The organism is Hypnocyclicus thermotrophus, from assembly GCF_004365575.1.
Classification (GTDB): Bacteria; Fusobacteriota; Fusobacteriia; order Fusobacteriales; family Fusobacteriaceae; genus Hypnocyclicus; species Hypnocyclicus thermotrophus.
Map to the genome: position 1 here is coordinate 114,773 of NZ_SOBG01000005.1, position 19,325 is coordinate 134,097.

Annotated in this window: 21 protein-coding genes; all 21 read right to left on the minus strand. The window is 24.4% G+C overall.

Annotation, left to right across the window (positions count from 1 at the left end):
* Positions 1-28: 28 nt before the first annotated feature.
* The 21 genes from gmhB to rpmH all read right to left on the minus strand — a co-directional run bounded on the left by gmhB (position 29) and on the right by rpmH (position 18,797).
* Positions 29-592, minus strand: a complete 564-nt coding sequence (gene gmhB / locus EV215_RS06680; RefSeq protein ID WP_134113222.1) for a D-glycero-beta-D-manno-heptose 1,7-bisphosphate 7-phosphatase — start codon at positions 590-592, stop codon at positions 29-31.
* Between the two features lie 90 nt (positions 593-682).
* Positions 683-1,591, minus strand: coding sequence for a homoserine O-acetyltransferase MetA (gene metA, locus EV215_RS06685; protein WP_134113223.1), 909 nt, complete (start codon positions 1,589-1,591; stop codon positions 683-685).
* A 52-nt stretch (positions 1,592-1,643) separates the two neighbouring features.
* Positions 1,644-2,063, minus strand: coding sequence for a DUF2721 domain-containing protein (locus EV215_RS06690; RefSeq protein WP_134113224.1), 420 nt, complete (start codon positions 2,061-2,063; stop codon positions 1,644-1,646).
* A gap of 22 nt (positions 2,064-2,085) precedes the next feature.
* Positions 2,086-2,439: a DUF2721 domain-containing protein gene (locus EV215_RS06695; protein ID WP_134113225.1), complete on the minus strand. Its 354-nt coding sequence runs from the start codon at positions 2,437-2,439 to the stop codon at positions 2,086-2,088.
* Positions 2,440-2,610: 171 nt separating this feature from the next.
* Entirely contained in the window at positions 2,611-3,342 is a 732-nt protein-coding gene (gene pflA, locus EV215_RS06700; protein ID WP_134113226.1) for a pyruvate formate-lyase-activating protein, read from the minus strand.
* A gap of 15 nt (positions 3,343-3,357) precedes the next feature.
* The gene (pflB, locus tag EV215_RS06705; protein ID WP_134113227.1) at positions 3,358-5,586 is read right to left on the minus strand and encodes a formate C-acetyltransferase; all 2,229 of its coding nucleotides are present in this window, start codon (positions 5,584-5,586) and stop codon (positions 3,358-3,360) included.
* 201 nt (positions 5,587-5,787) lie between these two features.
* Positions 5,788-6,036, minus strand: a complete 249-nt coding sequence (locus tag EV215_RS06710; RefSeq protein WP_134113228.1) for a hypothetical protein — start codon at positions 6,034-6,036, stop codon at positions 5,788-5,790.
* Complete coding sequence (locus EV215_RS06715; RefSeq protein ID WP_134113229.1) at positions 6,033-6,590, minus strand: regulatory protein RecX; 558 nt, start codon at positions 6,588-6,590, stop codon at positions 6,033-6,035. Before EV215_RS06715 ends, EV215_RS06710 begins: the two co-directional genes overlap by 4 nt.
* Complete coding sequence (recA, locus tag EV215_RS06720; RefSeq protein ID WP_134113230.1) at positions 6,562-7,614, minus strand: recombinase RecA; 1,053 nt, start codon at positions 7,612-7,614, stop codon at positions 6,562-6,564. The genes EV215_RS06715 and recA overlap by 29 nt, the downstream gene beginning before the upstream one ends.
* Positions 7,615-7,626: 12 nt before the next feature.
* On the minus strand, positions 7,627-8,565 hold the full coding sequence (locus EV215_RS06725) for a GntR family transcriptional regulator (RefSeq protein WP_134113231.1): 939 nt from the start codon (positions 8,563-8,565) through the stop codon (positions 7,627-7,629).
* Positions 8,566-8,720: 155 nt separating this feature from the next.
* Entirely contained in the window at positions 8,721-10,301 is a 1,581-nt protein-coding gene (locus tag EV215_RS06730; RefSeq protein WP_134113232.1) for a S1 RNA-binding domain-containing protein, read from the minus strand.
* A complete protein-coding gene (gene ispH / locus EV215_RS06735) occupies positions 10,301-11,176 on the minus strand; it encodes a 4-hydroxy-3-methylbut-2-enyl diphosphate reductase (RefSeq protein WP_134113233.1) in 876 nt (291 codons plus the stop codon). The genes EV215_RS06730 and ispH overlap by 1 nt, the downstream gene beginning before the upstream one ends.
* Positions 11,166-11,435 (minus strand): HPr family phosphocarrier protein, encoded by a 270-nt coding sequence (locus tag EV215_RS06740; RefSeq protein WP_134113234.1) that lies wholly within the window; start codon positions 11,433-11,435, stop codon positions 11,166-11,168. The genes ispH and EV215_RS06740 overlap by 11 nt, the downstream gene beginning before the upstream one ends.
* On the minus strand, positions 11,435-13,174 hold the full coding sequence (ptsP, locus tag EV215_RS06745) for a phosphoenolpyruvate--protein phosphotransferase (protein WP_134113235.1): 1,740 nt from the start codon (positions 13,172-13,174) through the stop codon (positions 11,435-11,437). The genes EV215_RS06740 and ptsP overlap by 1 nt, the downstream gene beginning before the upstream one ends.
* A gap of 147 nt (positions 13,175-13,321) precedes the next feature.
* The gene (gene mnmG, locus EV215_RS06750) at positions 13,322-15,175 is read right to left on the minus strand and encodes a tRNA uridine-5-carboxymethylaminomethyl(34) synthesis enzyme MnmG (RefSeq protein WP_134113236.1); all 1,854 of its coding nucleotides are present in this window, start codon (positions 15,173-15,175) and stop codon (positions 13,322-13,324) included.
* Between the two features lie 224 nt (positions 15,176-15,399).
* Positions 15,400-16,773 carry a tRNA uridine-5-carboxymethylaminomethyl(34) synthesis GTPase MnmE gene (gene mnmE / locus EV215_RS06755; RefSeq protein ID WP_134113237.1) on the minus strand — a complete coding sequence of 458 codons (1,374 nt, stop codon included), beginning with the start codon at positions 16,771-16,773 and terminating at the stop codon, positions 15,400-15,402.
* Between the two features lie 7 nt (positions 16,774-16,780).
* Positions 16,781-17,422 (minus strand): RNA-binding cell elongation regulator Jag/EloR, encoded by a 642-nt coding sequence (gene jag / locus EV215_RS06760; RefSeq protein WP_243832403.1) that lies wholly within the window; start codon positions 17,420-17,422, stop codon positions 16,781-16,783.
* Positions 17,403-18,041: a YidC/Oxa1 family membrane protein insertase gene (locus tag EV215_RS06765; RefSeq protein WP_134113239.1), complete on the minus strand. Its 639-nt coding sequence runs from the start codon at positions 18,039-18,041 to the stop codon at positions 17,403-17,405. Before EV215_RS06765 ends, jag begins: the two co-directional genes overlap by 20 nt.
* A complete protein-coding gene (gene yidD / locus EV215_RS06770; RefSeq protein ID WP_134113240.1) occupies positions 18,016-18,273 on the minus strand; it encodes a membrane protein insertion efficiency factor YidD in 258 nt (85 codons plus the stop codon). The genes EV215_RS06765 and yidD overlap by 26 nt, the downstream gene beginning before the upstream one ends.
* Complete coding sequence (gene rnpA, locus EV215_RS06775; RefSeq protein ID WP_134113241.1) at positions 18,270-18,602, minus strand: ribonuclease P protein component; 333 nt, start codon at positions 18,600-18,602, stop codon at positions 18,270-18,272. The genes yidD and rnpA overlap by 4 nt, the downstream gene beginning before the upstream one ends.
* A gap of 60 nt (positions 18,603-18,662) precedes the next feature.
* Positions 18,663-18,797: a 50S ribosomal protein L34 gene (gene rpmH / locus EV215_RS06780; RefSeq protein ID WP_134113242.1), complete on the minus strand. Its 135-nt coding sequence runs from the start codon at positions 18,795-18,797 to the stop codon at positions 18,663-18,665.
* Positions 18,798-19,325 lie beyond the last annotated feature (528 nt).

Sequence of the window (19,325 nt, forward strand, 5' to 3'; positions counted from 1 at the left end):
AATTTTACAAAATATTTTTATCTACTTTTTATTTATTCAGTTTATTTTTTAATTCTTTTGCAAATACATATATGTCATTGTATTTTTTTACATTGAAGTAAATTTTTTCTTCTTCTATTTTTCCATGGCCAGTTCTAACAAATACAGGTTCAATTCCTAATTTAATCGCTCCCTCTAAATCGCTAAGTTTATCTCCTATCATATATGAATTTAAAAAATCTATATTATATTTTTCTTTAGCTTTTATAAATAACTCTGGTTCTGGTTTTCTACACTTACACTCTATAGCATATTCTTTAATTTCTCCTTTAATATGATGTGGACAATAATAAAAATCATCTATTTCTATATCATATCTTTCTTTTAATATCTTATTTATATACTCATGTAATATTTTTACATCATTTTCACTATAATATCCTCTTGCTATTCCCGATTGATTAGTAATAACAATAACTAAATATCCTAGTTCTTTAAATATTTTAATTGCTTTTTCACTATTTTTAATAAATTCAAATTCTTCTATTTTATGTAAATAATTCTTTTCAATATTGATAGTCCCATCTCTATCAATAAATATGCACTTTTTCATATATCTCCTCCAATATTTATTATTACAATATCTACTATTGTATTACAATAAAATCAAAAAATCAAAATAAGCTATCTTTTTATAGATAGCTTATTTTAATATATATGGTGTTTCTTGATATACATAGTAATTTAACCAATTTGAAAATAATAAATGAGCATGTGCTCTCCAAGTAACTAATATATCATTATTAGGATTATCGTCTATAAAATAATTTTTAGGAATTTTTATATCAATTCCTCTTTTTATATCTCTCTCATACTCTTTTTTTAAAGTATCTTTATCATATTCTGAATGTCCTGTGATAAATATATGCTTTCCATTCTTTGAAGTTATTATATGTGCTCCTGCTTCTTTTGATTCTGTAAGTAATATCAAATCTTTATGATTATTTATATCCTCTATTTTTACTGTTGTATGTCTAGAATGTGGAGCATAAAATACATCATCAAATCCTCTTAAAAGTTTTGTGTTTTTTACATAAATATCATGTTTAAACACTCCAAATTGTTTTTCTTTTAACTCATATTTTTTTATTCCATAATTATAATAAAGTCCTGCTTGAGCTCCCCAACATATATGTAGTGTTGAAGTTACATTTTTATTTGCGTAATCCATTATCTTTGTAAGTTCTTCCCAATATTCTACTTCTTCAAATTCTAAGGTTTCAACAGGCGCTCCTGTAATAATAAGTCCATCAAATTGATGTTCTTTTATCTCTTTAAAGGTTTTATAAAAACTTTCTAGATGCTCTTTTGATGTATTTTTTGATTGATAAGTAGCTGTTTTTAATAATGTTATTTCTGTTTGAAGCGGTGTATTTCCTAACAATCTAAGAAGTTGTGTTTCAGTTTCTATTTTTGTCGGCATTAGATTTAATATAAGTATTTTTAATGGTCTTATATCTTGATGGTTTGACCTTTCTTCATTCATTATAAATATATTTTCATTTGATAAAATATCATGTGCTGGTAGTTTTTTAGGAATAACTATTGGCATTCGATCACCTCTTTTTGTATTTATATAATGATACAAAAAATACTAAAAAAAATCAACTATTTTTTCTCTCGCATTCTTCTCCCACACACTCACTAAGTTGTATATTAAGTGCTATTACAGATAAATTTATTTCTATTGCTGAATATATAAGAGATAACATTAAAAATATTAATGAAATTACAAATAATATTTCTCCATATAATATTTTATCAAAAAATATTAAAAACATAGAAAACACACAAAAAAATAATGATAATATTGCTAAAAATTGCATATCTCTAATGAGTTTTATTCTTTTTTTTAAAGAATTTATTTGTGATTCTATAATATATGTTGTTTTATTTTCTTCTTTTTTTTTGTCATGTAAATTTCTTATAAGTGAAGCTATTGCAAGAAATCTATTTGTATATGCTAAAAGCAAAAGTGATATTGTAGAAAATATAATAGCTGGTGTTGTTAATGTTATTCTCATTTTACTCCTCCTATTTTATTTTTTATTTTTCTAAATAAGAAAATGTGTATTCATTACTTAATAATATCTCTTTTATTAAATAATAAAAAGCTATTAATATATTTATTATAGATACTATAAAAAAATATAAAACTATTTTTTCTATAAATATATTTGATAATATTGTTAAAATATCAAATATTAAAGAAAATATAGAAAAAAACATTATTCTTTTTATATAATTTATTCTTTTATATAATATTTCTATTTTAAATCTATCTTTTTTATCTATTTTTTCTCTTATAAGAACTGATATCTTATTAAATCTATCCACATACGTTGTCATTAAAAGAGAAATTCCAGAAAAAATATAAGAATATATATTAATATCTAACATACTTTCACCTCATTAAATATTTATATCATTTTTTATTTTTTTAGTCAAAAAAAATTTTTTAACCAATAATATTAAAATTTTATATTTTAAATAAATTAATTTTATTTATTTTTTTCTCTATTCTTTTTTTATGATATAGAATATAATAAAAAAGCTGCCTTAAGGCAGCTTTTATCTTACATTTAATCCGTATTCTTTCATAATATTTTTAGAGTTTTCGACTCTTTCAAATGTAGGAGAATCTACTTTATAAAGTTTGTATTCCATTCCAAGTTCTTTCCATTTATATTCTCCCATTTTATGAAATGGTAAAATCTCTACTAAATCCACTGTTTTTAAATTTTGGCAAAATTCACCTAATTTATGTAAATAATTATCTCTATCTGTTATTCCTGGTACTAGCACATGTCTTATCCATATTTTTTTATTTATTTCTGATAAATATTTTGCAAATTTAAGTGTATTATCAAGCTTAACAGAAGTCAAATCTAAATATTCCTTTTCATCCATACATTTTATATCTAAAAGTACTAAATCTACATATTTAAGAACTTCTTTTACTTTGTCATTAAAAATATATCCACTTGTATCTATAGCAGTATGTAACCCTTCTTTTTTACATTCTTTTAATAACTCTTTAACAAATTCTAATTGAACTAACGGTTCTCCACCTGTTATTGTTACTCCACCTTTAGGATAAATAAAGTTTTTATATTTTTTTATTTCATATAATACTTCTTCTACACTTCTTTCATATTTTGCCTTATTTATATCCCATGTATCTGGATTATGACAATATTTACATTTTAAAGGACAACCTTGCATAAATACTACAAATCTTATCCCTGGTCCATCTACAGTACCACATGTTTCATATGAGTGAAGTCTGCCTTTTATATTCATATTTACTCTCCAATACTAAAATCTTTCTGTAATTGTTCTTTTAATTACATCTAATTGTTGCTCTCTTGTAAGTCTTACAAAGTTAACCGCATATCCTGATACTCTTATTGTTAATTGAGGATATTTTTCTGGATGTTCCATTGCATCTTCTAATAATTCTCTATTAAATACATTAACATTTAAATGTTGTCCACCATTTGGTGTGAAATATCCATCCAATAAATTTATTAAATTTTCTTTTCTATCATTTTCATTTTTTCCAAGTGTTCCAGGAGTAATAGCAAATGTATATGAAATACCATCATGTGCATGTTCAAATGGAAGTTTTGCTACTGATGATAATGAAGCAAGTGCTCCTCTTCTGTCTCTACCATGCATAGGATTTGCTCCTGGTGCAAATGGTTCTCCTTTTTTTCTACCATCTGGTGTAGAACCTGTTTTTTTACCATATACTACATTTGATGTAATTGTTAATATTGATTGAGTTGGTATAGCGCCTCTATAAGTATTATGTTTTCTAAGTTTATTCATAAAATTTTTAACTACTTCTACTGCTAAACTATCAGTATCATCGTCATTATTTCCAAATGGTACATATTCTCCTTCTATTTCATAATCTATTGCTAGTCCATTTTCATCTCTTATTACTTTAACTTTTGCATTTTTTATAGCAGAAAGTGAATCAGCAATAATTGATAATCCTGCTATTCCAAAAGCTTCTGTTCTTTTTACTTGTGGGTCATGTAATGCCATTTGAAATGCTTCATAATTATATTTATCATGCATATAGTGTATAATATTTAGTGCTTTTACATATACCCCAGCAAGCCATTCAAGCATATTATCAAATTTTGTCATTACTTCATCAAAATCTAAATATTCTGATGTTATTGGTTCAAATCTAGGTGCTACTTGTACTCCGCTTTTTTCATCTACTCCACCATTTATTGCATATAATAATGCTTTTGGTAAATTAACTCTAGCTCCAAAAAATTGCATTTGCTTACCTATTCTCATTGGAGATACACAACAAGCTATTCCATAATCATCACCAAATTCTGATCTCATTAAATCATCATTTTCATATTGAACTGCTGATGTATCTATTGAAACTTTTGCACAATATTTTTTAAAGTTTTCAGGTAAATTTCTAGACCATAATACTGTCATATTTGGTTCTGGAGCAGGACCTAAGTTATAAAGAGAATGTAATATTCTAAATGAATTTTTAGTAACTAATGGTCTTCCATCTACTCCCATTCCTCCAATTGATTCTGTTACCCATGTAGGATCCCCAGAAAAAAGATCATTATATTCTGGAGTTCTTAAAAATCTAACTATTCTAAGTTTCATTACAAAATGATCCATCAATTCTTGAGCTTCTTTTTCTGTAATTACTCCATTTTTTAAATCTCTTTCAATATAGATATCTAAAAATGTTGATACTCTTCCAAGTGACATTGCTGCACCATCTTGATCTTTTGTAGCAGCTAAATATGCCATATAAGTCCATTGTATAGCTTCTTTTGCATTTTCAGCTGGTCTTCCTAATTCTAAACCATATGCTTCTCCTAATCTTTTTAATGCTTCTAATGCCTTAATTTGTTCTGTATACTCTTCTCTATCTCTTATAGTTTCTTCATTCATATCATGTTTTGTACTATTTTTTAATATTTCTTTTCTTTCATTTATAAGTCTATCTACTCCGTATAGCGCAACTCTTCTATAATCTCCTATTATTCTTCCTCTACCATAGGCATCTGGGAGTCCTGTAACTATACCGCTTCTTCTAGCTGCTCTAATGCTTTCATCATAAGCTGAAAACACTCCATCATTATGAGTTTTTCTATATTTAGTAAATATTTCTTCTGTTGTTTTATCTAATTCATACCCATAAGCTGTTAAAGAATTTTTAACCATTCTTAATCCACCTTTTGGATAAATACCTCTTTTTAGTGGTTTATCTGTTTGAAGTCCTACTATTTTTTCTAGTTCTTTTTCAATATATCCAGCACCATATACATCAATTCCTGAAGGTAATTTAGTTTCTGCATCATATACACCTTTTTCTCTTTCAACTTTAATCATTTCCATTATTTTTGTCCATAAGATTTTAGATGCTTCTGTTGCTTCTTCTAAGAAAGATTCATCCCCCTCGTATGGTAAATAGTTATCTTGAATAAAAGCTCTAACATCTATCTCTTTTTGCCACTCTTCACCAACAAATCCTTCCCATGCTTTCATAATTATTCCTCCTTAAAATTTTAATTCCTACTTAACCTTGCTCTCTTATACGTGAATGATATCACTACTTTCAATTTTTGTCAAGTATAATTTAATTTTTATGATTATTTTTATTTTTTGTATAGTTTAACTTCACATTTTTATAATCAAAATATTGTTTGTCAAATATTTAAAAAAGACAAACTAGAGTTTGAAAAAACTTTAGTTTGTCTTATAATTAAATACTATGTTTTTTATTGATATAAATTTTAATCCTTTTATTTTATGTGATAATTTTATCTTTTCTTTTGGGTTAACTATTTTTAATTTTAATTCTCTCTTATATTTTCTTTTTATTAAATTATTATATAAAAATTTTCTTGATTTATTTTTATTTGATATCAATATTAGAGGAAATAGATATAATCTTAATAATTTATCTATAATATATATATAATTATTTCTTGTCATCTTTCCTCCTTTAATATTGTTTTTATATCTTCATACTTAAACCCTTTTCTCATTAAGTATTCAATTTGTTTATTTTTTTCTCTATTTCTTACTTTTCTTAAATTTTTTCTAATATTTTTATATTCATTTTCTTTTATTTCTTCTCTTAACTCTTTTATTTCTTCTTCTAATATTTTTTTTTCAGCACCTTTGATACTTAATTCATATTTTTTTTTCTCTATACTAGAATTTTTATTTTTTATATAACTTTTAATAAAACTTCTATCATCTATATATCCTATTTTTTCAAGTTCATCTATTATTTCTTCAATAATTTTTTTTTCAACAAAAAATTTTGTTTCAAGTTTATATTTTAACTCTTTTTTTAAATAATCTCTTTTACTTAAATAATAAAGAGCTCTAGACTTAATAATAGATTTTATTATTATTCTATATTCTTCTTCTGATACACTTTCTTTTTTTATTAAATTCAACTCATATATTATATCATTACTTATATAATATTCCTTATCATCTATTACTATTTTATTCCTCTTCAGATAAAACTTCTTCATTTACTTCCTCTATATTTTCATTTGGAAATAGTACTTCCTTTAGTTTATTATAAATTTCTTCTCTTAATTCTGTATCTTCTTCTAATTTTGCTCTTACATTTTCTCTACCTTGACCAAGTCTTACATCTCCATAACTAAACCAAGCTCCTGATTTTGATACTATATCATTTGCTATTGCTAGATCAAGTATTTCTCCTACTTGTGATATACCTTTTCCATACATTATCTCAAATGAAACTTCTTTAAATGGTGGTGCTACTTTATTTTTTGTTATTTTTACTTTTACTTCATTTCCTATAATTGAATCACCTTGTTTTACTGTAGATATTTTTTTTACTTCAAGTCTTATAGATGAATAAAATTTAAGTGCTCTTCCTCCTGTTGTTGTTGTTTGAGGTCCAAATCCAAATCCCCCTATTTTTTCTCTTATTTGATTTATAAATATCATAGTAGTTTTTGATTTATTAAGTGTTCCTGTTAATTTTCTAAGAGCTTTTGACATAAGTCTAGCTTGAAGGCCCATTTGTTGGTCTCCCATTTCTCCGTCTATTTCTACTTTAGGTACAAGTGCTGCTACTGAGTCCACTACTATAACATCTATTGCTCCACTTCTTACAAGCATATCAGCTATTTCTAATGCTTGCTCTCCATAATCTGGTTGAGATATTAATAATTCTTCAGTATTTACTCCAAGTGCTCTAGCATATTGAGGATCAAGTGCATGTTCTGCATCTATAAATGCTGCTACTCCACCCATTTTTTGTGCTTCTGCTATAATATGAAGTGCTAAAGTTGTTTTTCCTGAACTTTCAGCTCCATATACTTCCACTACTCTCCCTCTAGGTACTCCACCTATACCAAGTGCTATATCTAAGTTTAAACTACCAGTTGGAATGCTTTCAACTTCCATTTTAGCATTCTCTCCTAATTTCATTATTGATCCTTCTCCAAAATCTTTTTTTATCTGTTTCATTGCCATTTCTAATGCTTGTTCTTTTGAAATATTTTTTGATTTTGCTGCCATTTTTTCCCCTTTCTATTCAAATATCTCTTTTAATATTTTTATATCATCAATAGCATATTTCCCCTCAAATACTATATAAGGTCTCTTAGGCTTCATTTGACTTTCATATTCTTCTAATTTTTTAGGTGATATAATTAAAAAATCTATGCTTCTTAAAAATTCTTTTAAGCTTACTTTTTCTTCACTAAAAATCTTAAACTCTTTAATGTTCATTCTTCTAAACTGTCTATTGATAATTTCCTCTTCTTGAGCATCTTTACCTATTATTCCAACTATTTTATTTTTCATTTTTTTACCATAATTAAGCAATTTTATACTTTGACTTATTCCTAGTGTAAATATCTCTTTTTCTTTAAATTTTTCTAAAACTTTACTTACTTCATTATAATGAATATATGGAATAATTATAAGTTGTATATCTTCTATCTCTTTTTTTATTTTTTCAGAATTTTCCAATAAATCATCTATAAGAATACCTCTAATTTCTATATTACCTATTTCTTTTTTTACCATATCTTTAAAATCTTTTATAGAACCTTGATTACATTCTATTAATGCTGCTTTTTTTATTTCACCTTTTAATATCATAAATTTTAGATAATGGCTTTTAAAATATGTCATTCCTATTATTTCATCAATATCTATTCCTTCTTCAATTCCTTTTTTTAAAACACTTTCTATTTCTTTTAAAAATTTAATTTTTTTATTATCTCTTTCATATTTTACAAAGGTTCCTTTACCTTTTAAAGATTCAACATAACCTTCTTCTTCAAGTTCACTATAAACTTTTGATACAGTATTTTTATTTATTTGTAAAAAATCTCCTAATTGTCTTACTGTTGGTAATTGTTCATCATTTGATAATTCACCGTCAATAATTAATCCTTTTATTTGTTCTTTTAATTGTGTATGGATACTCAAGTTACTGTCTCTATTAATTTTTATCTCCATTATTACCACCTTGTTTAAAATATTAATTAAATTCTACTATATTACTTAAGTTTTTTCAAGAAAAATAACCTTTCTTTATTTTTTAAATTTTTTTTATATAAATTTTTTTAAAGAAAATATAAGCCAGTAAAATCTTATTTACTGGCTTATCAATATTATTCTACTACTGAATATTTTTCTAATAATTCTTTTTCTTCTTCTTTTTGTTTTTCTATTTCAAGTTTTTTTATAGATAATTTCACTTTTTTATTCTTATTATCTATCTCGATTATCTCAGCTTCAATTTCATCTCCCACTTTAAATTTATCATTTAAATTTTTAATAAAATCTTTTGATGCTTCTGAAATGTGTATCATTCCATCAACACTTTCTTCAATTTTTAAAAATATTCCAAAATCTGTAATATTATTAATTTCTCTTTTTACTACATCTCCTACTTTATAATTTTCTTCAATAATTTCCCATGGACTTTTTGTAAGTTGTTTTATTCCTGCTTTGATTTTTTTATTTTCTTTATCTATTTCGATTATTTTTACTTCTACTTCATCTCCTATTTTATAAAGACTACTATCTACTTTTGACCATGAATAGTCTGATATATGTACAAAAGCATCTACATCATCTAATAACTCTACAAACATACCAAAATCTTTTACATCTACTACTTTTCCTTTTACTACCGTACCTATTTCAAATTTTTCCATAGCCACTTCCCAAGGATTTCTTTGAAGTGCTTTTATTGATAATTTTAATTTTTTATTTTCTTTGTTTAATTCTATTACTTTTACTTTTACTTCATCTCCTACTTTTACAAATTCTTCAATATTTCTTATTTTTTTTGACCAAGTAAGATCTGATATATGTACAAGCCCTTCTATTCCTTTTTCTAATTCAACAAATATTCCAAATTTTACACTTCTTACTACTTTTCCTGTTACTTCACTATCTAAAGGATATTTTTCTTCAATTGTATTCCAAGGATCTTCTAATAATTGTTTTATTGATAATTTTACACTTCTATTTTTTTCATCTTTTTCAATTACTTTTCCTGTTACTTTATCTCCTACTTTAAATATATCTCTTAAATTATTTATTTTTTCCCAACCTACTTCTGAAATGTGTATAAAACCAATAATATTTTTATATTTTACTGATAATCCAAAGTCTAAAATATTTTCTATTTCTACTTCTACTATATCTCCTACACTAATTTCAGATAAAGTTGTAATTTCTTTTTTTAATAATAAATCTTTTGCAGATACAAGTATTTTTCTTCTTTTTTCATCTTTTACATCTTTTACTGCTACTTCCAATTCTTTTCCAACAATATTCTCATCTTTTTTAGCTGTAGATAAAGAATTTGGCATAAAAGCATTTAATTTTAATACATCTACTATGTATCCACCTTTTACTTTTTTTATTACTTTTCCTTTTAATGGTGTTTGGTTTTTCAATGCTTCTTTAATTTTTTCAAAATTTTCATTCATTTCTATATTTCTTCTAGATACTCTAATACCTGTTTCATTTTCTTCTATTATTGATACTTTTATAGTATCTCCTATTTCATAATCTTCTACTTCCGAAGCTAATACAACCGCTTCTAATTTAGAATTTATGTCTAAATAAGCATATTCTCTTTCTTTTCTAATTATTGTTCCTTCTACTTCTTCTCCTCTAGAAACATTTTCTGGTAAAAAATCTTCTAAAAGTTCTTCAAAATTTGTCATATCATTCATTATAATATTTCCCCCTTCAACATTTTTTCAATTTCATGTATACTTTTTTCAGGTGTTGAAGCGCCAGCAGTTATTCCTACTACATCTATCCCTTCAAACCATCTTTTATCTATATCTTCTTTTTTTTCAATTAAATATGTATTTTTATTTAAATTTTTTCCTATATTATAAAGTTTTTTAGTATTGCTACTTTTATTACTTCCAATTACAAGTAATAATTCAACTTGTGTTGCTAATTGTTCCGTTGCTCTTTGTCTTTCAAATGTTGCTCCACATATAGTATTAGCTATTTCATAATCAATAAAATTCTCTTTTATATACTCTTTTATTTCATTAAACATATTTTTATTTAATGTTGTTTGAGCTAAAATTAAATATTTTTCTTTTTTATTAAGAACTGAATTTTTTAATTCATCTAAATTTGCGAAAATATTTACTTTTTCTTTTCCATAACTAATAATCCCTTTTACTTCTGGATGATTTTTATCACCAATAAAAATAATTTTATAATTTTCATTTATTTTATTTTTTAATATATCTCTTGCTCTATTTACAAATATACATGCTGCATCATATATTATTGAATCTGTATCAGATATTTTATCATATACTTCTTTTACTGTACCATGTGCTCTTACTAAAATAGCATCTTTACTTGTAAATTTATATTTATTATTTAATATATCTTCTTCTGATATAATTTTTGCCCCTTTTTTTATTAAATCTTCTATTACTATATTATTATGTACTAGCATACCTACTATATACACATTTTCAAAATTTTTCGCAAGTATTTCTTCTGCTAGATTAACTGCATTTTTTACCCCTATACAAAATCCCATTTTTTTTGCATGAACTATTTTTTTAATCTTCATTAAATTTATCTACCTCTATTAATTTTTGTAACGCTTGTAGAACTTCATCTTCATCTGGACCATCTGCTATAAGTTTTAATTTTCTTCCCTTTTCCGCAGCTAAAAGCATAAGTCCCATTATACTTTTTCCATTAACTTCTTCACCGTCACTAATTACTGTAACATCTGCATCATATTCTCCAGCTATTTGCACAAATAAAGAAGATGGTCTAGCATGAAGTCCTGCTTCATTTTTTATTTCTACTTCAAGCTCTTTCATTATACCACTCCTATTAATAATTTTGTTATTAATTTTTTTATTTCTTGACTATTTTTTGCTTTTAATATTTTTTCTTTATATTTTTTTATCTCTTTTAAATCTATAGACTTAATTATTTTTTTTGCTCTAGGTATAAAAGATGGTAACATACTCAAATCTTTTATTCCTAATGCAATTAATAGGATTATAGCTATTGGTTCTCCTGCCATTTCGCCACATACACTTACTTTTTTATTATATTTTTTACCTATTTCAGATACATGATTTATTAAATTAAGTATCGCTATATCATATGGATCATATATATTTGATACTAATTTATTCAATCTATCTGCTGCTAATACATATTGAGTGAGGTCATTGGTTCCTATGCTAAAAAAATCAACATACTCTACATATCTTTCTGCCATAATCGCTGCAGAAGGAATTTCTATCATTATTCCTACTTCTATATCTTTTTTATAATTTAATTTTTCTATTTCTAATTCTTTTTTTACTTCTTCTAATATAGTATTAGCTCTTACAACTTCTTCTACTTTACTTATCATAGGATACATTATTTTTATATTTTTATTATATCCCGCTCGAAGTATTGCTCGAAGTTGTGTTTTAAATATATCTAAATTTTCCAAGCAAAACCTTATTGCTCTAAAACCTAAAAATGGATTTTCTTCATGTGGCATATCATAATATCCTAATTTTTTATCTCCACCTATGTCCAATGTTCTTATAATTAATGGTTTATTTTCAGGAAGTGCACTATACACTTTCTCATACATTTTTATTTGTTCATCTTCACTAGGAAACTTATCATTTTCCATATAAATAAATTCCGTTCGAAGCAAGCCTATTCCATCACATTTAAATTCTTTTAATTGCTCTATTTCTATATCTCCACCTATATTTACATGAAGATTTATTTTTTCTCCATCTAAAGTACTAACATCTTCTACTTTTAATTGATCAATTTCTTTTGAAAATTCTTCATATTTTTTTTCATAAATTTTATATTCTTTTAATATTTCTTCTTTTGGATCTAATATTACTAATTGTTTATCTAATCTACTATCCAAAATAATATCTTTATTTGGATCAATATCTAAATACATAATATTTTTTACACCAATTAGTGTTGGGATACCCAAAGATTTACATAAAATAGCTGTATGTGATGTTTTTCCACCTTCTTCTGTTATTATTCCAAGTATATTTACTCCATCATGATAAAATTTTAATAATTCAAAAGGTTGTAACTCTTTTGCTATTATTATTTTATTATCTATATCTTCATTTTCAGGTGTTATATATAATAAATTTTCTATTATTTTTCTTCCTACTTCACTTACATCATTTGCTCTTTCTCTATATAAAGGGTCTTTCAATGATTTAAACATTTTTATATATTTTTTTATTACCCTATCTACTACTACTTCAGCATTTATCATATCTTTTTCTATTTTATTTTTTACATCTGATAAAAATACTGGATCTTCTAAAATCATAAATTGTACATTTAATATTTTTAATTCATTTTTATTTATTCTATCTTTTAAAGAATCCATAAGATGTCTTATCTCATATCTAGTATCATCTATTGCTTTTTCTACTCTAATTATTTCTTCTTCAATTTCATTTTCTTTCAAAGAACGAGCATCGATTTTTATCTCTTTTTGTTTTCTAAGATATGGTTTTCCTATTACTATTCCTTCAAATATTGAAGTAGCTTTTATCTTTTTCATATTTTAGACCTCTTTAATATAAAATTATATATCTCACATAATTATATATTATTTTAGTTAAATTTTCAAATATTATTACTATTAAATTCCTTTATTTTATTTACCTTATTATTTTTATTTTTGTTTATATACATTTATAATTATAAACTATTTTTTTATATGTGCTATTAGTAGAGCTATATCATGTCCTGTTACTCCTGATATTCTAGAAGCTTCTCCTATAGAAAGAGGTTTCACTAAATTTAATCCATCTTTTGCTATATTTGATATTCCTTTTATATTATCATAATTAAAATTTTCAGGAATTTTCATATTTTCAAGCTTTTTAAATTTCTCTATCTGCTTTTTTTCTCTTTCTATAAAAACACTATATTTTACTATTGTTTCTATTTGATTTGTTACAAATTTAGGTAATTCTAATATATCTACAAATCCTTTTAACGAATTATAAGTTATTTCTTTTAATTTCAACAATTCATAAGCTGTTAATCCCTTTGTTACTCTTTCTGAAGCTCCAAGCTTTTCAAGTAAAATATTTATCTCTTTTTTAGTTATTTTTATTTCTTTTAATTTCTCTATTTCTTTTTTTATTATATTAATATAATTTTCTAATTCAGATAATTTTTCTTTTTCTATTATTCCTATCTCTTTTGCTTTATCAAATAATCTTATAAACGCATTATCAAATCTAAGGGTAAGTCTATACTCTGCTCTTGAAGGTAATACTCTATATGGTTCTGGTGTTTTCTTATGAATTATATCATCAATAAGAACTCCTATATAACCTTCTGTTCTATCAATTATCATAGGTTCTTTATCATCTATTTTTCTTACCGCATTCACTCCTGCTAAAAAACCTTGAGCAGCTGCTTCTTCATAACCAGATGTACCATTTATTTGACCCGCTAAAAATAAATTTTCTAATATTTTATTTTCTAAATTCATTTTTAATTGATAAGCAGGTATATAATCATACTCCACTGCATATCCATATCTTACTATTTTAGCATTTTCAAGACCTTTTATTGTTCTCAACATTTTTTCTTGAACAAATGGAGGCATTGCTGTAGTTAAACCATTTACATAAATTTCATTACTTTCTATACTTTCTTGTTCCAAAAATATTTGATGTTCATATTTATCTGGAAAATTAAGTACTTTTCTATCTAATGATGGACAATGTCTAGGGCCATGTGTTTCTATAATTCCACTAACTATTGGTGAATATTTTAATAATTCTTTTGTTACTTTAATAGTTTCTTCTGTAGTAAAAGTAAGATATGTTGGCATTATAGATTGCTCTTTTTTATTGGTAAATATCGAAAAATAATTTGGTTTTTCATTTCCATATAGTTTTTTTAATTTTGAAAAATCTATTGTTCTTTTATCTACTCTTGGTGGAGTTGCTGTTTGATATCTATCTATTTCTATACCATATTTTAAAAGACTTTCAGATAAATAATTTGCTGCATTTTCTCCCTGTCTTCCTGCACTATACTCTACATCTCCTATTACTATTTTTCCTTTTAAAAATGTTCCTGTTGCTAAAACCACTGCTTTTGAATAATAATCTATTCCTATACTTGTTTTTACTCCGACTACCTTTTTTTCTTTAACTATAATATCTATTACTTCTGCTTGAATTATATCAAGATTTTCTTGATTTTCTAAAATTTCTTTCATTTTTACTCTGTACAAATATTTATCAGCTTGAGCTCTACTTACTCTAGCAGCAGGTCCTTTTGTTTCATTTAATACTTTCATTTGTAAATTATATTTATCTGTATGTTTTCCTATTTCAGCTCCTAATATATCTAATTCTGCTATTAAATGACCTTTTCCTGGACCTCCAATAGATGGATTACATGACATCATTGCTATATTATCAAGATATAGTGTAAATATTGCTGTTTTTTTTCCAAGTCTAGCTGATGCAAGTGCTGCTTCTACTCCTGCATGTCCAGCGCCTACTACTATTACATCATATCTATTATCAAACATTTTTTCCTCCTAACACATTATATTTTAAAATTCTAATTATCATTATTTTTTCTATTTTATAATAATGATTTTATTATTATCTATATAACTCCAGATATATATTATATTCTTTATACTTATTCATAAATTTTTATATTATATATTTTTTATTTTATAAAAAATATTTTTGTCTATATACATATTTTATTTAATAAAAAAGATCACCGCAGGCATAACCTGCGGTTTTATTTTCCTACACAGAAATTACTAAATACATGATCTAATAAATCTTCTGTTGATATTTCTCCTGTTATTTCTGATAATGAATCAAGGGCTACCCTAAGGTCAATTGCAATTAAATCCATTGGCATCCCCATATCTATTGTTTCAAATATATTCTTTATACTATCTTTTGTTTTTTCAAGTGCAGATTTATGTCTCACATTTGTAATTACTAATTTTTGTGAATTATTTTCTATATCTCCACTAATTACTAAATTATATATACTATCTTCTATATCTTTTATTCCTATTTTTTCTTTTGCAGATATCTCTATAAAACTGTTAATTTCTTTAAATTCAGATATATCTATTTTCTTATCTAAATCAGTTTTATTTAATATTCCAAGTACTTTTTTATTTTTTACTTTTTCATATATTTCAATATCTTCTTTTGTAATTTCAGTAGAACTATCAACAACAAAAAGAACTAAATCAGCTTTTTCTATAAGTTCTTTTGATTTTTCTACTCCTATATTTTCTACTATATCTTCTGTTTTTCTTATACCTGCTGTATCTACTATTATAAGTGGTATTCCTTTTACATTAATTATTTCTTCTATTACATCTCTAGTAGTTCCTGCTACATGAGTTACTATTGCTCTTTCTTCTCGAAGTAAAGCATTTAAAAGACTAGATTTTCCTACATTAGGTTTTCCAACTATCGCTGTTTTTATTCCTTCTTTTATCATTTTTCCTGTATCATATGAATTAATTAAATCATCACATTGAGAATATACTTCTTTTAAATTATCATATAAATTATCAGGTAAAGGGTCATCTATTCCCTCTTCTGGATAATCAAGTACTACATTTACATGAGCTGTTACATCTAATAACATTTTTTTCAACTCATATATTTTTATTCTTAAATCTCCTCTTAATTGCTCTAGAGATAATGAAATACTTTTATCTGTTTTAGAATGAATAAGATCCATTACCGCCTCTGCTTGTGTAAGATCTATTCTTCCATTAATAAAAGCTCTTTTAGTAAACTCACCTTGTTCAGCATGTCTTGCACCATTTCTTAATACAAGCTCAAGTACTTTTTCTGTTACTAAATATCCACCATGACAATTTATCTCTACAATATCTTCTTTTGTATATGTTTTTGGTGCTTTCATTACACTCACAAGTACTTCATCAATTATTTCTTTTTTTTCATTTATTAATTTTCCATAATTTATAGTAAAAGTTTTTAATTCTTTTACATTTTTCTCGCTAGCTGGTATAAATATCTTTTCTAAGATATCTAGCGCTAAATCTCCAGATATTCTAACTATACCTATTCCACCTTCGCCCCTTGGTGTTGAGATTGCAGCTATTGTATCAAATATCATTTTTTATCTAACCAACTTTCTTTTTTTTTATTACAATATATCTTTTTGGATCTTTTCCTTCACTATATGTATCAAGCTCTTCATAAGTATTTATTACTTCATGAATTATTTTTCTTTCTCTTGGTGGCATAGAATTTAACTTTATTGTTTTATTAGTTCTTATTGCTTTTTCTGCCATTTTTCTTGCAAGTTCTCTTAATGTTTCTGCTCTTTTTTCTTTAAATCCTTCTACATCAACTTCTACTTTACAACCCTTTATTAAAGTATTTAATAAAAATTCAAAACTATTTAAAGTTTTTCCTTTTTTTCCAATAATAATACCATTATCAGAACCATATAAATTTATCGCTATAAAATGTTCTTTTGATTTTGTAATTTCTATTTCTAAATCTAAATTCATTTTTTCTAGCAATTCTTTTGTTTTTTTTATTACTAATTCTTCTATTTTATTTTTTTTTGTTGCTTTTATATTATATAAATTATTCGTAGAAATAATTCCTAATATTGATATTCCTTTTTTTATTATTTCTAATTCTATTTCATAATCTTTTCTTATTATATTTGTATCCAATATAAATTTTTCTATTGCTTCTTCTTCATTTTTCGCTTTAATTTCCAAAGTTATTAAATTACTTTTGTTGATTTTCACCCTTATCATCCCCTTTATTTATTAAAAAATACTGTTGGGCTGTTGAAATTAAACTTGATAATAACCAGTATAATTGTAGCCCTGTTGGCATACTTAATGAGAAAAACAATATCATTATTGGGAATGTATATTGCATAGCTTTCATTTGATCATTTTGAGTTGTACTATTTGACATAACTTTTTGTTGAAAAAATGTAACCAATGCATTTAATACAGGTAATACATAATATGGATCTGTTTTCGTTAAATTCCAAAATAAAAAATTAACGTTAGTTACAGCTTCTGGCGTTTGTTTTAATACTCCAAATATTCCCCATAAAAATGGTAACTGTATTAATAATGGTAAACAAGATCCAAAAGGATTTACTTTGTGCTCTTTATATAATTCCATTGTTTGCTTATTTAATTCCTGAGGATCATCTTTATATTTTTCTCTTAATTTATCTATCTCAGGTTGTATTTTTTTCATATCCTTCATAGCTTTATCTTGTTTTAAGGTAAGAGGTAACAAAATAAGTTTTATTAATAGTGTTACTCCGATAATAGCTAATCCATAACTTTTCGTTACGTTATAGATCATTAATATTATTTCTCTAATTAGATTTTGAATTATTGACATTTTTCCCACCTTTTTTATTTTTTTTTGGAACTGGGTCATATCCCCCATGACTCCATGGATTACATCTTAATATTCTCCAAATAGATAAAATACTTCCCTTTATTATCCCATGTTCTTTTATAGCTTCAATTGAATAATTTGAACAACTGGGATAATATTTACAATTATTACCAAGTATTGGAGACATTATTTTTTGATAAATTTTTATTAAAAAAATTAATATTTTTTTCATTTAAAATTCCTATTTAATATTTTTATTAAATCTTTTTCTATAACTTTTAAATTTAATTTTTCTATGTTATTTCCAGCATTTTTTTTAGCTATAATTATATAATCATAGTTATCTTTAAATTTTATTAAATTTAATCTTATAGATTCTCTAATAAGCCTTTTTATTCTATTTCTACAAACAGCATTTCCATTTTTTTTACTTACTACAATTCCAAATCTTTTTTTATTTAAATTATTTTCTAATGTATATATCAAAATATAGTATCCATAGATTTTTTTTCCTTTTGAATATATATATTGAAACTCATTATTTTTTCTTATTTTTTCCATTATCATACCTTTATGAAATTTAAAATTTTGAAAAACCCGGTATATAACTTTTACCGGGCTTTATGCTGATAATTTTTTTCTTCCTTTAGCTCTTCTTCTTTTTAATACATTTCTTCCTGATTTAGTTTTCATTCTTTTTTTAAATCCATGATCTTTTTTTCTTTGTCTATTATTTGGTTGATATGTTCTTTTCATTTATTCCCTCCTAATTTTTTATACATCTCAGGTAACTATTTTAATAGAATTCTTTTAATTTGTCAAGTAAATTTCATTGATTTTTATTTTTTAATAAAAAAGAAACTTTTATTTTTAAAGGTTTTGTTTTATATGTTATATTGTTATATGTATAAATTCTATAATTAATAAAAAAAGTTTATTTTATTGATTTTTTTTAGAGGTTTGTATTTTTGTTTATAAACATATTGTTTTTATTATAAAATTCAATATATTTTTATATATTATTAATAAACAAGATTTGATTTTATTAGTTATAAATATATTTTTGTTTATATACATACAAAAAAACTAATAAATTCAATATAAAATATTAAAAGAGTTTTTAATTTGCTAATAAAATTAGCATTTTGAAAATATTTTTGTTTATAAACACATTGTTTTTATTAGGAAATTCAATATATTTTTATATATTATTAATAAACAAGATTTGATTTTATTAGTTATAAATATATTTTTGTTTATATACATACAAAAAAACTAATAAAG

What these genes read in the sequence shown, in the direction of transcription:
- gmhB (WP_134113222.1), bottom strand. Translation starts at nt 592, where the DNA reads ATGAAAAAGTGCATATTTATTGATAGAGATGGGACTATCAATATTGAA.
- metA (WP_134113223.1), bottom strand. Translation starts at nt 1,591, where the DNA reads ATGCCAATAGTTATTCCTAAAAAACTACCAGCACATGATATTTTATCA.
- EV215_RS06690 (WP_134113224.1), bottom strand. Translation starts at nt 2,063, where the DNA reads ATGAGAATAACATTAACAACACCAGCTATTATATTTTCTACAATATCA.
- EV215_RS06695 (WP_134113225.1), bottom strand. Translation starts at nt 2,439, where the DNA reads ATGTTAGATATTAATATATATTCTTATATTTTTTCTGGAATTTCTCTT.
- pflA (WP_134113226.1), bottom strand. Translation starts at nt 3,342, where the DNA reads ATGAATATAAAAGGCAGACTTCACTCATATGAAACATGTGGTACTGTA.
- pflB (WP_134113227.1), bottom strand. Translation starts at nt 5,586, where the DNA reads ATGAAAGCATGGGAAGGATTTGTTGGTGAAGAGTGGCAAAAAGAGATA.
- EV215_RS06710 (WP_134113228.1), bottom strand. Translation starts at nt 6,036, where the DNA reads ATGACAAGAAATAATTATATATATATTATAGATAAATTATTAAGATTA.
- EV215_RS06715 (WP_134113229.1), bottom strand. Translation starts at nt 6,590, where the DNA reads ATGAAGAAGTTTTATCTGAAGAGGAATAAAATAGTAATAGATGATAAG.
- recA (WP_134113230.1), bottom strand. Translation starts at nt 7,614, where the DNA reads ATGGCAGCAAAATCAAAAAATATTTCAAAAGAACAAGCATTAGAAATG.
- EV215_RS06725 (WP_134113231.1), bottom strand. Translation starts at nt 8,565, where the DNA reads ATGGAGATAAAAATTAATAGAGACAGTAACTTGAGTATCCATACACAA.
- EV215_RS06730 (WP_134113232.1), bottom strand. Translation starts at nt 10,301, where the DNA reads ATGAATGATATGACAAATTTTGAAGAACTTTTAGAAGATTTTTTACCA.
- ispH (WP_134113233.1), bottom strand. Translation starts at nt 11,176, where the DNA reads ATGAAGATTAAAAAAATAGTTCATGCAAAAAAAATGGGATTTTGTATA.
- EV215_RS06740 (WP_134113234.1), bottom strand. Translation starts at nt 11,435, where the DNA reads ATGAAAGAGCTTGAAGTAGAAATAAAAAATGAAGCAGGACTTCATGCT.
- ptsP (WP_134113235.1), bottom strand. Translation starts at nt 13,174, where the DNA reads ATGAAAAAGATAAAAGCTACTTCAATATTTGAAGGAATAGTAATAGGA.
- mnmG (WP_134113236.1), bottom strand. Translation starts at nt 15,175, where the DNA reads ATGTTTGATAATAGATATGATGTAATAGTAGTAGGCGCTGGACATGCA.
- mnmE (WP_134113237.1), bottom strand. Translation starts at nt 16,773, where the DNA reads ATGATATTTGATACAATAGCTGCAATCTCAACACCAAGGGGCGAAGGT.
- EV215_RS06765 (WP_134113239.1), bottom strand. Translation starts at nt 18,041, where the DNA reads ATGTCAATAATTCAAAATCTAATTAGAGAAATAATATTAATGATCTAT.
- yidD (WP_134113240.1), bottom strand. Translation starts at nt 18,273, where the DNA reads ATGAAAAAAATATTAATTTTTTTAATAAAAATTTATCAAAAAATAATG.
- rnpA (WP_134113241.1), bottom strand. Translation starts at nt 18,602, where the DNA reads ATGGAAAAAATAAGAAAAAATAATGAGTTTCAATATATATATTCAAAA.
- rpmH (WP_134113242.1), bottom strand. Translation starts at nt 18,797, where the DNA reads ATGAAAAGAACATATCAACCAAATAATAGACAAAGAAAAAAAGATCAT.